The following is a 13028-nucleotide window of genomic DNA, read 5'->3' as shown; positions in this document are numbered from 1 at the left end:
TTGAGAGTATGGATTATCCAAAGAGTGTACCCAGTGTAGGGTTGGTGAACGGCAAGTTCGTAGATGAGAATCCGGTGACGGGCGCGTCAGGTTCACTGATACCAGCGGAGTGGGGGAATTCAATTACTGATGAAATTGTGAATGTAGTTAAGGCGGCTGGTCTGGTTCCTGATGAAGCCGATCTTGGGCAACTACTGCTGTCTATCCAGAAGATGAGTCAATTTGACTCTGTTAAGTATGCTTTGGATACGGGGGGGGCTGGCACCTATATTGCGACTTATGCTCCGGCTCTCACGGCACTTGTAGATGGTGTGACGTTACGTTTCAAGGCCCTGACTGGCAACACCGGAGCCAGCACCTTTTCACCTAATGGCTTGGCCCCAAAATCAATCCTCGGTATTGATCATGTGCCGTTACTCGGCGGTGAAATCGTTGCTGGCGGCGATGTATGGGTGCAGTGGAACGGCTCGATTGGTGATGGGGCGTGGGTTCTGATTGCGAGTTCCGGAGCAGCCAAACAGACTGGCGCCGATGTAGGGGACGTCAAGGCTGTTGCGACCACACAGCCGCCCAAAGGCTGGCTCAAGTGCAATGGTGATGCGGTTTCACGTGCTCAATACCCCGCACTTTTTAGTGCCATTGATATTCGTTTCGGTGAAGGGGACGGCGTATCGACTTTCAATCTTCCGGATTTTCGAGGAGAGTTCATCCGAGGTTGGGATGATGGGCGAGGTGTTGACTCGGGGAGGACGCTCGGTAGTTTTCAGGATTCGCAGAATGCCTCCCACAACCATGGAGCCAGCTCAGGAGCTGCAGGGTCGCACAATCACACGGCGTCCTCCGGAGCCGCCGGGGAACATACTCATACAGGTAGCACATCGACCGATGGGAACCATCAACACGGTTTAACCATGGGGTATACCGATCTTGACAACGGGAGTGTTGGTGGTGGGCGTCAAGCTTATGGGACCCAATACACCAATGCGGCGGGCGCGCACTCGCACACTCTGACCATAAATGCTGCTGTGGATCATACACACGTGATCAGTGTTGCCCAGACAGAAGATCATACACATGCGATTACAGTTGCCGCATCGGGTGGGAATGAGTCTCGGCCACGCAACATGGCGTTGCTCTACGTCATCAAGTACTGAGTTCTTCTGTCGTGGGGAGATCTTCGCGCCTCTACTCCTGACGAACAAGGAATCATGAGGCATCAATTATGTTTAGGGAAACGCTGATTTATTCTTGTCCCTCTCCAAGCAGTTCCGCCATAACGCTTGATTTGAGAGGGTCAGCCACCCTGCACAACAGCCAGTCTGCCTGCCATGCAGTCGAACTTTTCCGCCCTTGAATACACCACCAAGAATAAGCTGAGGCGTCGCGATCGTTTTCTGGTTGAAATCGACGCCGTAATCTCATGGTAGGCACTGACAACAGAACTGGAGCCCTTCTATCGAGGCGGTCATGAACGATTACCAAGAGGATGCGGTGAGGGGCTGCTCTGTGTTGATGTGCCGAAAATGCACGCCGTGGGTGATACCTTGGTTCAAACCAAGGGCTTATAGTTGATGCTATGGATACCGTCCTGTCGATCCATGTGGACCAGCAATGGTGGGCGCTGGGTTGATACCCGCATGTCCACTTTCACCTGTCGGTCTTGACAGGGGCGAAGGTAGCATTGTGCAATACAAGGTTGGAGGTAGGCATGAAGGGTTGGCCGCCCGTCGGTCGATTGGTTGTTGGGCATTCTGCATTCTTCGAGAGTCGAGTAGGTCGAGCGTTTAGGGCGGACCTATTTATGTGAGTCTTTAAACGGCTGTGTAACGCGTTAAGGAGGCCGGATAGCGAGGAAAAATGCGACGATGAATAGCCTTCAGGCCCATCGGGCCGCGCTGATATCACCAAAGTAACGGAAAAACAAATGCAGTTTAGAAAAAACATAAATGCGTTACGGGCAGTTGCGGTCATATCCGTAGTGCTTTTTCACTTCAAAATCAGGGGGTTTGGCGGGGGCTTTACAGGAGTAGATATTTTCTTTGTAATTTCTGGTTTTTTGATGACCGGGATTATCTTCAAAGGACTGCAAGAGCAGCAGTTTTCGTTGCTCAGTTTTTACGCCTCCAGGGCGAGGAGAATTATTCCTGCATTGTTGGTCTTGTGTATTGCACTCCTGATATTCGGGTTTTTGTACCTGCCGTTGGATGACTACCGCGACTCGATCAAGACCATCAAGAGTGCCCTGCTCTTCAGTTCAAACTTTGATTTCGCAAAAGAAGGGAACTATTTTGACGCACCCTTGCACGAAAATTGGTTGTTGCATACTTGGTCATTATCCGTAGAATGGCAGTTCTATATGCTCTATCCCGTTCTATTAATGTTATTATTTAAGCATACGGGCGTAAAAGTAACAAAGGTAGCCCTTGTGCTGCTTGCAACGGCGTCCTTGGTTGCATCTGTATACATGACCAAGATTGCTCCGGTTTTTGCGTTCTACATGCTTCCCACAAGAGCATGGGAGATGATTGCCGGGGGGCTGGCATTCCTGTTTCCCCTGCAACTCGGTAAGCGAGCCTGTTATGTGTTTGAGGCGCTGGGGCTGGCAGCAATTCTGGTGGGGATTTTCTACTTTTCCGAGCAGGATTTCTGGCCAGGCTATCTGGCCCTTCTTCCTGTGATGGGCGCAGTATTGGTTATCTACGGAAACACTCACTCAATATTCAGTGCCAACAAAACCCTTCAGTTCACTGGGGGAATTTCCTATTCCGTGTATCTGTGGCACTGGCCTATAGTGGTATTTCTCTACATATGTGGGCTGCTCGAAAGTTCAGCTTATGTACTGGCTTCGATATTCCTATCATTCGCACTCGGCGCTCTATCGTTCTATTTTGTAGAGTCTAAATCGAAGAATTTTGCATCAGCCCCCAAAGCCATTTTCAAGTACGCGGCATTCCTTGTTGTGGCAGTTGGAGTGTCTGCAATCATTGCCTCACTTGTCAAAAAACATCCTGACATCAGGTTCTCATTCCTGGAGTTGGGTCAGCCGGATTATACAAGCAAGATGTACAAGCAAGAGTGCTACCCCAACGAGTACGGTGCGGCTGACTGCAAGCTGGGTACAGGGGAAATTTCAGTGATTATCTTCGGTGACAGTCACGCGCAATCTACTGCCGCGGCTGTTCAGATGGAAAATAAAGAAGCTGCTTTAGAATGGGCTCGTGGCGGATGCCCAACCCTGAAAAATTTCGAAATGCATAATAAAGAGTTTGAAAGCAAATGCCGTGGATTTATGGGCGAAAAACTGGCGACGCTGAAAGATTCATATCATGGTGTACCGGTTGTTCTGTTTAGCCGGGCATCTCTATACTTGGAGCCGAGCAGAGAAAATGGTTTTCAGGTCTATTTCAATGGCGATTCTCAGCAGGATAAGTTGTCTCGGGACGTAAGCTATACGGTCGAGTATGTCAGCACGGTGTGCGCTATAGCTGAAAACCATCCTGTTTACATCGTCAAACCAATTCCAGAAATGCCGTTCAGTATTTATAAGGGGCTAAACTTGCATGCCAGGGTGTTTCAGAGCAAGTCGGATATCACGATTCCGCTACGTGACTATGAGAGCCGCAACCGCACAGCCAACGGTGCGATTGAAGCTGCTGCCAAGCAGTGTAATGCGCGGGTGATCGACCCAGTCCCATATCTTTGTCCTGCTGGGCAGTGCATGGGATCGAAAAACGGCGTATCCCTTTATTACGATGACAATCATTTGGTTGACGCGGGTAACGAACAATTGAGGGGGCTGTTTAAGGGAATCATCTCTCAGCCCTCCTCAATGCCGATCAGCCTTGAGTAGTTCCTCGGCGGCAAACGCGCGCTTAAGGTCGAGAACGTCAAAATGCCCCCTCGCCGGGGCGGTACAACCACTGTTGTTGCGTTGCTTACCTATGAGGATGGCCAGCAGGAGGAGTACACCTTTGTGATGGTGGCTGATCTGATCAAAAAGGAGGGTGCGTATTGCTTGATTGTCACTCCTAAGCGTTGCGCCTTAACGCCAACCGAGCAGGGAAAACCGCCACATACTCGGCCCTTAACTGGGACTTCGGCAGCACCAGGACGCGGTTTTGGGGCGACAACGCTGAAAAAATTGCCATGGATATTCAGTCCGGATCAACTGGGTGCGGGTGATCCAGTACATGGCCTACGATTACCAGCGTAGCGAGTTCTTTTTCATGAAAATCAAGAGCGATTTTCCCGGCAATCCGCGAAAACTTTTTTATGCCCGGAGAAAACCATGTCCGTTACCCAGCAGCAGTTGCTGCAAATCATGCCCGACGCCCGCTCCCAAGCGGGCGTTTTTGTATCCGCTCTCAACACCGCCATGTCCCGCCATCAAATCAACACCCCCAAGCGCATCGCCGCCTTCCTGGCCCAGGTGGGTCATGAGTCGGCGCAACTGCGCCACGTGCGGGAGCTGGGCAGTGATCAATACCTGAGCAAATACGATACGGGCCCCCTCGCTATTCGCTTGGGCAATACCCCGGATGCCGACGGCGATGGTCAGCGCTATCGCGGTCGTGGGCTGCTCCAGATCAGCGGGCATGGCAATTATCGTCAATGCAGCCTCGCGCTGTTCGGCGACGAGCGTTTGCTGCAACAACCGCAACTGCTGGAGCAACCGCAGTGGGCTGCCGAGTCGGCGGCCTGGTTCTGGGAGCAACAAGGGTTGAACGCACTGGCCGATGCCGATCGATTCAACAGCATCACCCGCAAGATCAACGGCGGCCTCACCGGCCTCGAGGATCGATTGCAACTCTGGGCGCGGGCGAGGGCGGTGCTATGCGTTTCCTCGATCTGATCCCGGCGCCTTACCGTCTATTCGTCGCTGTCGCGCTGTTGGCCATTGTGGCCGGCAGCTCGGCGGCGCTGGCCTGGTGGATTCAGGACTGGCGTTACGGCCTGCAACTGGAGCATCAAGCCAGACAGCAAGCCGACACGCTCCACCAGATTGCCCTGGCCGCAGCAACGCAGCAACGTGCCGAACAGGATAAACGCCTGGCCCTGGAGCAGCAGCTCCAGGCCAGCGACCAGATCCATGCAAAGGAGTTGAGTGATGTACAACAGGATCAGGCGCGCTTGCGCGATCGGATTGCCACTGCTGATCTGCGGTTGTCAGTCCTCCTCGACGCAGGCGATCTTGCCAGTGGCTGCGCGATGCCAGCCACCACCGCCGCCAGCGGCGTGGTTCATGCAGCCGCACGCGCCCGACTTGACCCGGCGCATGCTCAACGAATTATCGCCATCACCGACGACGGCGACCGCGCCCTGATTGCCTTGCAGGCCTGTCAGGCGTATGCCGAGGCGGTGTCGCACTGAGCGGCGGATGCACATCGCGGCTTGAAAGTCCGAGGCGCTCATGTAGGGTGTTCATTTTGCGCAACCGGCCCCGTCAGGAGAGCAACGTGGACGACATCACCCAACTGGCCGTGGAACTCGGTCGGCGTTTGCAGGTTCTGAACGCCCAGGTCACTACGGCCGAGTCCTGTACCGGCGGCGGTATCGCCGAGGCGATCACGCGGATTCCCGGCAGCTCGGCCTGGTTCGAGGCCGGCTATGTGACCTATTCCAATCAACAGAAGACCCGCCAGTTGCAGGTGCCCGAGGTCCTGTTCGGTCAGGTCGGTGCGGTCAGCCGCGAAGTGGTCGAGGCCATGGTCCGTGGCGCCCAGGCCCACAGCGCGGCGCAATTTGCCGTGGCGGTCAGTGGCGTGGCCGGGCCGGACGGCGGGTCGATGGAAAAGCCGGTGGGCACCGTCTGGCTCGCCTGGGGTGTCGGCGACGAGGTCGACAGCGAGCGCCGGCACTTCCCCGGCGACCGCGATGCGGTCCGTCGACAGACGGTGCGGGCCGCACTGGAAGGGCTGTTGCGACGGGCGGAAGCAGAAATCGCAAAACAGGGGTAGGCGATCCGCCGAGGCTGTGGAATAATACTGGCTACTTATACAGGTGTTGGCCGTCAGGCCTTATTGATTACGTGAGGACTTTAATGGACGACAACAAGAAGAAAGCCTTGGCTGCGGCCTTGGGTCAGATCGAACGTCAATTCGGCAAGGGTGCCGTGATGCGTATGGGCGATCATGACCGCCAGGCGATCCCTTCGATCTCCACCGGTTCCCTGGGCCTGGATATCGCGCTCGGTATTGGCGGTCTGCCAAAGGGTCGTATCGTGGAAATCTACGGCCCGGAATCCTCGGGTAAGACCACCCTGACGCTTTCCGTCATCGCCCAGGCGCAGAAAGCCGGTGCAACCTGTGCCTTCGTCGATGCCGAACACGCCCTGGACCCGGAATACGCCGGCAAGCTGGGAGTGAATGTCGACGACCTGCTGGTGTCCCAACCGGACACCGGCGAGCAGGCCCTGGAAATCACCGACATGCTGGTACGTTCCAACGCGGTTGACGTGATCATCGTCGACTCCGTGGCCGCACTGGTGCCAAAAGCGGAAATCGAAGGCGAAATGGGTGACATGCATGTCGGCCTGCAGGCTCGCTTGATGTCCCAGGCGCTGCGCAAGATCACCGGTAACATCAAGAACGCCAACTGCCTGGTGATTTTCATCAACCAGATCCGCATGAAAATCGGCGTGATGTTCGGCAGCCCGGAAACCACTACCGGTGGTAACGCGCTGAAGTTCTACGCTTCGGTTCGCCTGGACATCCGCCGTACCGGCGCGGTGAAGGAAGGCGATGAAGTGGTCGGCAGCGAAACCCGTGTCAAGGTGGTCAAGAACAAGGTGGCTTCGCCGTTCCGTCAGGCCGAGTTCCAGATTCTCTACGGCAAGGGTATCTACCTCAATGGTGAGATGATCGACCTGGGCGTGCTGCACGGCTTCGTCGAGAAGTCCGGTGCCTGGTACAGCTACAACGGCAGCAAGATCGGTCAGGGCAAGGCCAACTCGGCCAAGTTTCTGGCGGAGAACCCGGAAATCGCCGCGACCCTTGAGAAGCAACTGCGTGACAAGTTGCTGAGCCCAGGCGTTGATACCAAAGCCAACTCCGGCGCTGCCGCGATCGTTGAAACCGAAGACGATCTGGCTGACGCTGACCTCTGAGTGAAGCGATGAGCGCCGTACTGGATACCCCTGTTGCTGTACGGCGTACTGCCATGGACCTGCTCGCACGACGCGAGCATGGTCGAGTCGAGCTGACACGCAAATTGCGCCAGCGCGGCGCTTCTCCCGAAATGATCGACAGCGAACTCGACCGTCTGACGCAAGAGGGGCTGCTGTCCGAATCCCGTTACCTCGAAAGCTTTGTTTCTTACCGTGCCCGTTCCGGCTATGGGCCTTTGCGCATTCGCGAGGAACTGAGCCAGCGCGGTCTTCAGCGCAGCGATATCGAGCAGGCCCTGCGTGAAAGTGGCCTGGATTGGCAGGCGCAACTGGAAGACACCTGGCGGCGCAAGTTTGCCGGGCAACTGCCGGTCGACGCCCGTGAGCGTGCCCGGCAGGGACGCTTCCTGAGTTATCGGGGTTATTCTATGGAAATGATCGGTCGCTTGTTCAGCGGCCGAGGCATGGACGACTGATCACGAGACTTTGATCGGCTCCCTGGCTTGTTGTTGCTCGGGTATCCAGGCCTTGCTCCAGTTTTCCGGCAGGTTGATGAAGTCCACCAGCTCGCGCAAACGCCCTTGGTCCCGCGCGGTAAAATGAAACGCTAGCCGCGACAGGTGGCTGAATTGCGGTTCGTCCTGATCCTGGCCAGTGTACGCATGCTGATGAAAACCGCCGCTGACACACAGGTCGGTGAACTGCTCGTCCAATTGCGTCAGTGCCTGTTCGTTGAGAGGATGGTTCATGCGGATTACGAACTGATTCTTCAGCCAGCGGCTTGAGTGGAAGTTGCTGTAGAACTGGTTGATTTCCTTCACTGCCTCATCGGCGCTATACACCAGACGGGCCAGCTTCAGGTCCTTTGGCAGGATGTAGTGATTGGCCTCCAGCTGATTGCGGATGAAGTCGAGGGCGCCTTTCCAGAAGCTGCCGCCAGGCGTATCCAGCAACACCACCGGCACCAGCGGGCTTTTGCCGGTCTGGATCAGGGTCAGCACTTCCAGCGCTTCATCGAGGGTGCCGAATCCGCCTGGGCACAGCACCAGCGCGTCAGCTTCCTTGACGAAGAACAGCTTGCGAGTAAAGAAGAAATGGAAGGACAGCAGGTGAACAGTGCCGTCGACCGTTGGATTCGCCTGCTGTTCGAAGGGCAGGGTGATATTAAAGCCCAGGCTGTGTTCTAGGCCGGCGCCGGCATGGGCGGCGGCCATGATACCGCCACCGCCACCGGTAATGACCATCAGGTCGGAGTGGGCGAGGGCGGCGCCCAGTTCCTTGGCTTGGGCGTACAGTGGGTGTTCGAGGGGAGTGCGGGCGGAGCCGAACACCGTGACCTTGCGGCGGCCCTTGAACTGGTCCAGCACTCGAAAAGCATGCTCCAGTTCACGCAGGGCCTGCAGCACGATCTTGGCGTTCCAGCGATTGCGGTCATCCTGGGCCATGCGCAGGACGGTCAGCATCATATCGCGATAAAGCGGGAGGTTCGGGCTGTCAGGTGCAACCCACTTGAGTTGTTCTTCGACCTTGCTGGTCAGGTCGACACCGTTGCTCTGGAAATGACGGGACAGCAAGTCATCCGATTGGTAAGGCATTCAACTTCTCCTTCATATACAGAACTTCTGGCACGGTCGAAATATTCACCGTTGCCGCGAGACTGCATGCGCCGCTGTATAGCCAGCTCAATGTCTTTGCATGAGACCTGGCGAATTGATCATGGGCCTATAAAGTCTTGTCTGGCAACAGCTTGTTGTAGCGTTGCGGATGACGTGCACCGCTCGTCAGAAGTTGTGCCCGCGACTTCTTACTCTGATTGACTTACATTACAAGCTGGCCTGAAGCGTTTCATCGGTGTGACAGGTCCAGGCCGGTGTTTTCAGGTGGTAGGATCTGTACCGGGATGACAAGGAGGCGGGTGATGGAGAGGATAACGCTAGAAGTCGATAACGAGCTGTATCAATTGTTGCAGATGGCTGCACTGAGCAACCAACTCAGCCTGGAGGATGAATGTCGCCGACGGCTGGAGGGCGCGAGACGGCACTCGCGCTACATGCAAGCGCTGGTGGCGGAGCTGCGCGCCGATGATGAACAACGACGCCAGGCGTGCCAGTGATTAGTTTTTCTTCGGCGGCGTCGCTTTCGGGCAGTCGCTTTCCACGAAGTGTGCGGAGGCGACGGGACGGTTGCTCTTGTTCTCGGTGAATTCGTAGCGCATCACCGCGCCCTGAGCCATCAGCTTTCGATAGTTGGGGTTACGGCAAACGCTGGCGCCCAGTTGCAGGTAGACCGCCTTTGGATTGGCTCGCATGCTTTGGGCATAGTCCGATTGCACGCTGAGATGGTCGATTAACTGGTTGCCTTCCACCGTGTAGGCAACTTCGAGGATATTGTTGTCGAGTTCGCGAGGCAGGGTTTGGTTGCTCTTGTGCGCGACGTCCTGCAGCATTTTGTTCAGTTCGAAATCCTTCAGCGAGGCCGCTTGGGCACTGAAGGGCAACGCCAGCAAAAGGGCGATGGACGGTACGATAAGGCGCAGCATGAAACTCTCCTGATGGGGTCACGGGTGCTTCGACCCGCTACCGGACTGTGCGTTCAGTGGTCGCGAAGTATAGAGGGCAGTTGTAGGCCCTACTAGGGGCTGAAGGCAGTATCGACGGGCCGCTGCTCAAACGGCGCCATTGCCTCTGTTAAACTTCCCGTACTTTTTATCGCTGTGAGTCGTATTTTCGTGTTCAGCCCTTCTTTTTGTCAGCGTTGCAGCTTATGAGCCACGCGGTTTCCCGTCTGCGCGCCCAGCGCCTGGCCCGCGCCAAAGCGCCGTTCACCGCGCGGGGCTCAAGGGCCGAGCGTTGTGAGGGCTGTCGTGTGATTGCGCAGTATTGCCTGTGTGGCTGGCGCCCCCGGGTCGCGGCGCAGTCGGCGATATGTCTGCTGATGCACGATGTCGAACCGATGAAGCCGAGCAATACCGGTTGGTTGATCGCCGATGTGATCGCCGATACCACGGCCTTCAGTTGGTCGCGCACCGAGGTTGATCCGCAATTGCTGGCCTTGCTGGCCGACCCTCAATGGCAACCGTTTATCGTGTTCCCGGGAGAATTCGTGGCACCGGAGCGGGTGGTAACCCAGGTACAGCGGGTAGACGGTAGGCGACCGTTGTTTATCTTGCTAGACGCGACCTGGACCGAGGCACGCAAGATGTTTCGTAAAAGCCCTTATCTTGAGCGCTTCCCGGTGCTGAGCCTGGAGTTTGAGCAGTTGTCGCGCTACAAATTGCGCCGCTCCAAACGCGACGACCACTTCTGCACCGCGGAGGTGGGCGCCTTGTGCCTGGAGCTGGCGGGCGATACCCGTGCCGGCGAGGCGGTGAGTGCCTTGCTGGAGGTCTTTACTGCCCATTACCTGGGCGCCAAATTCCAGTTGCCGCTCGATCTGGATGATGAGGCCCATCGGCGACTCAAGTCTTTTCTTCCAGTGCCATGTGCATGATGGCACTGTTATTGGCCAGTCGATGGCTGTGCCGTAACGTATCGAACTTGACCACCTTGGCTGCGCTGGTCATGCTTGGCGCCGATTCGCCTGCGCCAGAGTGTTGACAGGCCGGTGTTCCGGGCTTTTAGCGTGGAACCTGTCCTCGTGGTACACAGCTTTTGCAAGTTGTCGCTTTGACAGGTTTCGGCGAGTCGCCAACCGATCGACGCTCGCCTAATAACAGGATCATTGGGAAAATGACCACATACGAAATCCTGATCGCCGACGACCACCCTCTTTTTCGCAGTGCATTGCATCAGGCGGTGACTCTTGGGCTTGGGCCCGATGTACGGCTGGTGGAGGTGGCGAGCATTGCCGAGCTGGAAACCCGCCTGACCGAGAAAGCCGATTGGGACCTGGTCCTGCTGGACCTGAACATGCCCGGCGCCTACGGTTTCTCCGGTCTGGTGTTGCTGCGCGGCCAATACCCGCAGATTCCGGTAGTCATGGTCTCGGCTCAGGAAGAGGCCTCGGTGGTGGTACGTTCCCGCGAATTCGGCGCCAGTGGCTTTATCCCCAAATCCAGCTCCCTGGAGGTGATTCAAAGGGCTGTGCGCACAGTGCTCGACGGCGATGTCTGGTGGCCACCGCAGGCCTTCGAAGCTGTCAGCGTCTCCGAGGAGGCCAAGGCCGCCAGCGCCGGTCTGGCCAGTCTGACACCCCAGCAGTTCCGGGTGCTGACCAGGGTTTGCGAAGGGCTGCTGAACAAACAGATCGCCCATGAGCTGAGTGTGTCCGAGGCGACGATCAAGGCTCACGTCACGGCGATCTTCCGCAAGCTGGGCGTGCGGACCCGTACCCAGGCTGCCTTGCTCCTGCAACAGCTCGAATCAATTTCGAGCTGATAGAATACCGACTATTCACGCTTTTTTGACTTTTGTTGAATTAGCTTTCCTACCTCTTTTCGCTCAGTTGCCTACTTATGTCTTCGCCTTTTAAAGGTCAAACCGGTTTCAAACGTATCCTCAACGCATCGGGATATTCCCTCGATGGCCTGCGCGCCGCGTTCACCGGTGAGGCGGCGTTTCGTCAGTTGGTGCTGCTGAACGTGGTGTTGATCCCGCTGGCGTTCGTTCTCAACGTCGGTCGGGTCGAGCGCGCACTATTGATTGCCGTGTGCCTGCTGGCGCTGATCGTCGAGTTGCTCAACTCGGCGGTGGAAGCGGCCATCGACCGGATTTCTCTCGACCGGCATCCGTTGTCGAAAAATGCCAAGGACATGGGCAGTGCCGCCCAGTTCATCGCCCTGAGCATGATTGCCCTGGTCTGGGCCGTCATCCTTCTGTAAGCGCTGCACGAAAACTGCCCACGCGACGATCGTGCTGCGGTAAAAACCGGCTCGCTTGATCGCCGCTCGGTGGTTTTTTGTGGAGCCTAGGCGATCGTTGGCAACACGATCTCATCGCTACGCTGGACGCCGGCGGTGAGGTTGCGGCACAGGTCGAGGAATTCGCGCATGGCCGAGGTCTGGTACTTCTGCTTGTGCCAGATAAAGTAGAATTGCCGCGCCAGGTCCAGGTCCGGCGTTTCCACCGGCACCAGGCTGCCCCGGCGGAACGCGTCACGCAAAGCCAGGCGCGAGATGCAGCCGATTCCCAGCCCCGATTCCACCGCCCGCTTGATGGCTTCGGTATGTTCCAGTTCCAGACGGACATTCAGCGCGTTGCGGTGATGCCGCATGGCCTGGTCGAAGGTCAGCCGCGTCCCCGAGCCCTGCTCGCGCAGGATCCAGGCCTCCTGGGTCAGCTCTGCCAAGGTCGTGCGACCGCGTTTTGCCAGCGGATGCTGTGGGGCGCAAAACACCACCAGTTCGTCTTCGACCCAGGTCTGCACTTCGATATCCGGGTGGCTGCAGTCACCTTCGATCAGACCCAGGTCAATTTCGTAATGGGCGACCTGTTGCACAATGTTCGCCGTGTTCTGCACATGCAGTTTCACCTGGCTCTCCGGGTGCAGTTGCATGAAGCTGCCGATCAACAGCGTCGCCAGGTAATTACCAATGGTCAGGGTGGCGCCCACTGCCAGTGAACCGAAGCCGGACTTGCCATTGAGCAGGTCTTCGATGTCCTTGGCCTGGTCCAGCAACGCCACGGCTTGCGGCAGCAACTGCTTGCCCAGGGCGTTGAGGCTCAGGCGCTTGCCGGCACGGTCGAATAACTGGCAGCTCGATTGCCGCTCGAGCTCGGTGATCGAGGTGCTCGCGGCTGATTGGGAAAGAGCCAGCAGCCCGGCGGCGCGTGATACGCTTTCCTGTTGGGCGACCGTGACGAATACCTGAAGTTGGCGGAGAGTAAATCTCATATCTATATAACCGATAACCCTTATCTTGATAATTAATTTAACAGATATTGTCGCCGGCATTAGAATGCTATGCAATCGCGCGTCTTGATAG

The 13028-nt window shown here is 56.7% G+C and carries 14 protein-coding genes; 11 read left to right on the top strand and 3 right to left on the bottom strand.

What is annotated here, in order from left to right; translation table 11 throughout:
- The first annotated feature begins 8 nt into the window (after positions 1–8).
- The 7 genes from BMX68_RS04525 to recX all read left to right on the top strand — a co-directional run bounded on the left by BMX68_RS04525 (position 9) and on the right by recX (position 7581).
- A complete protein-coding gene (locus BMX68_RS04525) occupies positions 9–1154 on the top strand; it encodes a tail fiber protein (protein WP_017131060.1) in 1146 nt (381 codons plus the stop codon).
- Between the two features lie 770 nt (positions 1155–1924).
- Positions 1925–3850, top strand: a complete 1926-nt coding sequence (locus BMX68_RS04520; protein WP_017131059.1) for an acyltransferase family protein — start codon at positions 1925–1927, stop codon at positions 3848–3850.
- A 438-nt stretch (positions 3851–4288) separates the two neighbouring features.
- On the top strand, positions 4289–4852 hold the full coding sequence (locus BMX68_RS04515; RefSeq protein WP_017131058.1) for a glycoside hydrolase family 19 protein: 564 nt from the start codon (positions 4289–4291) through the stop codon (positions 4850–4852).
- On the top strand, positions 4834–5370 hold the full coding sequence (locus tag BMX68_RS04510; RefSeq protein ID WP_017131057.1) for a lysis system spanin subunit: 537 nt from the start codon (positions 4834–4836) through the stop codon (positions 5368–5370). Before BMX68_RS04515 ends, BMX68_RS04510 begins: the two co-directional genes overlap by 19 nt.
- 86 nt (positions 5371–5456) lie before the next feature.
- Positions 5457–5957 carry a CinA family protein gene (locus BMX68_RS04505; protein ID WP_017131056.1) on the top strand — a complete coding sequence of 167 codons (501 nt, stop codon included), beginning with the start codon at positions 5457–5459 and terminating at the stop codon, positions 5955–5957.
- Between the two features lie 83 nt (positions 5958–6040).
- Entirely contained in the window at positions 6041–7105 is a 1065-nt protein-coding gene (gene recA, locus BMX68_RS04500; protein ID WP_017131055.1) for a recombinase RecA, read from the top strand.
- Between the two features lie 8 nt (positions 7106–7113).
- The gene (gene recX / locus BMX68_RS04495) at positions 7114–7581 is read left to right on the top strand and encodes a recombination regulator RecX (protein WP_060782825.1); all 468 of its coding nucleotides are present in this window, start codon (positions 7114–7116) and stop codon (positions 7579–7581) included.
- Here recX and BMX68_RS04490 read toward each other — a convergent pair whose 3' ends face one another.
- Complete coding sequence (locus tag BMX68_RS04490) at positions 7582–8700, bottom strand: LOG family protein (RefSeq protein WP_017131053.1); 1119 nt, start codon at positions 8698–8700, stop codon at positions 7582–7584.
- Positions 8701–9023: 323 nt separating this feature from the next.
- On the opposite strand from BMX68_RS04490, the gene BMX68_RS04485 reads away from it, so the two are divergent.
- Complete coding sequence (locus tag BMX68_RS04485; RefSeq protein WP_017131052.1) at positions 9024–9218, top strand: hypothetical protein; 195 nt, start codon at positions 9024–9026, stop codon at positions 9216–9218.
- On the opposite strand, the gene BMX68_RS04480 is transcribed toward BMX68_RS04485, so the two are convergent.
- Positions 9219–9644 (bottom strand): PA3611 family quorum-sensing-regulated virulence factor, encoded by a 426-nt coding sequence (locus BMX68_RS04480; RefSeq protein WP_017131051.1) that lies wholly within the window; start codon positions 9642–9644, stop codon positions 9219–9221.
- A gap of 224 nt (positions 9645–9868) precedes the next feature.
- On the opposite strand from BMX68_RS04480, the gene BMX68_RS04475 reads away from it, so the two are divergent.
- From BMX68_RS04475 to BMX68_RS04465, 3 genes are all read left to right on the top strand, one after another.
- Positions 9869–10594, top strand: a complete 726-nt coding sequence (locus BMX68_RS04475; protein WP_017131050.1) for a tRNA-uridine aminocarboxypropyltransferase — start codon at positions 9869–9871, stop codon at positions 10592–10594.
- A 239-nt stretch (positions 10595–10833) separates the two neighbouring features.
- Positions 10834–11481, top strand: coding sequence for a response regulator transcription factor ErdR (gene erdR, locus BMX68_RS04470; RefSeq protein WP_017131049.1), 648 nt, complete (start codon positions 10834–10836; stop codon positions 11479–11481).
- Between the two features lie 77 nt (positions 11482–11558).
- Entirely contained in the window at positions 11559–11924 is a 366-nt protein-coding gene (locus BMX68_RS04465) for a diacylglycerol kinase (RefSeq protein WP_017131048.1), read from the top strand.
- An 86-nt stretch (positions 11925–12010) separates the two neighbouring features.
- On the opposite strand, the gene BMX68_RS04460 is transcribed toward BMX68_RS04465, so the two are convergent.
- Positions 12011–12937, bottom strand: a complete 927-nt coding sequence (locus BMX68_RS04460; protein ID WP_017131047.1) for a LysR family transcriptional regulator — start codon at positions 12935–12937, stop codon at positions 12011–12013.
- Positions 12938–13028: the final 91 nt, after the last annotated feature.

It is taken from the genome of Pseudomonas agarici, from assembly GCF_900109755.1.
GTDB lineage: Bacteria > Pseudomonadota > Gammaproteobacteria > Pseudomonadales > Pseudomonadaceae > Aquipseudomonas > Aquipseudomonas agarici.
Note: the sequence above shows the minus strand (reverse complement) of the source record. Positions and strands in the feature narration are given on the sequence as shown.

Excerpts from the sequence above, each read along its gene's own strand:
- BMX68_RS04525 (WP_017131060.1), top strand. The coding sequence starts at position 9 with ATGGATTATCCAAAGAGTGTACCCAGTGTAGGGTTGGTGAACGGCAAG.
- BMX68_RS04520 (WP_017131059.1), top strand. The coding sequence starts at position 1,925 with ATGCAGTTTAGAAAAAACATAAATGCGTTACGGGCAGTTGCGGTCATA.
- BMX68_RS04515 (WP_017131058.1), top strand. The coding sequence starts at position 4,289 with ATGTCCGTTACCCAGCAGCAGTTGCTGCAAATCATGCCCGACGCCCGC.
- BMX68_RS04510 (WP_017131057.1), top strand. The coding sequence starts at position 4,834 with ATGCGTTTCCTCGATCTGATCCCGGCGCCTTACCGTCTATTCGTCGCT.
- recA (WP_017131055.1), top strand. The coding sequence starts at position 6,041 with ATGGACGACAACAAGAAGAAAGCCTTGGCTGCGGCCTTGGGTCAGATC.
- recX (WP_060782825.1), top strand. The coding sequence starts at position 7,114 with ATGAGCGCCGTACTGGATACCCCTGTTGCTGTACGGCGTACTGCCATG.
- BMX68_RS04490 (WP_017131053.1), bottom strand. The coding sequence starts at position 8,700 with ATGCCTTACCAATCGGATGACTTGCTGTCCCGTCATTTCCAGAGCAAC.
- BMX68_RS04485 (WP_017131052.1), top strand. The coding sequence starts at position 9,024 with ATGGAGAGGATAACGCTAGAAGTCGATAACGAGCTGTATCAATTGTTG.
- BMX68_RS04480 (WP_017131051.1), bottom strand. The coding sequence starts at position 9,644 with ATGCTGCGCCTTATCGTACCGTCCATCGCCCTTTTGCTGGCGTTGCCC.
- BMX68_RS04475 (WP_017131050.1), top strand. The coding sequence starts at position 9,869 with ATGAGCCACGCGGTTTCCCGTCTGCGCGCCCAGCGCCTGGCCCGCGCC.
- erdR (WP_017131049.1), top strand. The coding sequence starts at position 10,834 with ATGACCACATACGAAATCCTGATCGCCGACGACCACCCTCTTTTTCGC.
- BMX68_RS04465 (WP_017131048.1), top strand. The coding sequence starts at position 11,559 with ATGTCTTCGCCTTTTAAAGGTCAAACCGGTTTCAAACGTATCCTCAAC.
- BMX68_RS04460 (WP_017131047.1), bottom strand. The coding sequence starts at position 12,937 with ATGAGATTTACTCTCCGCCAACTTCAGGTATTCGTCACGGTCGCCCAA.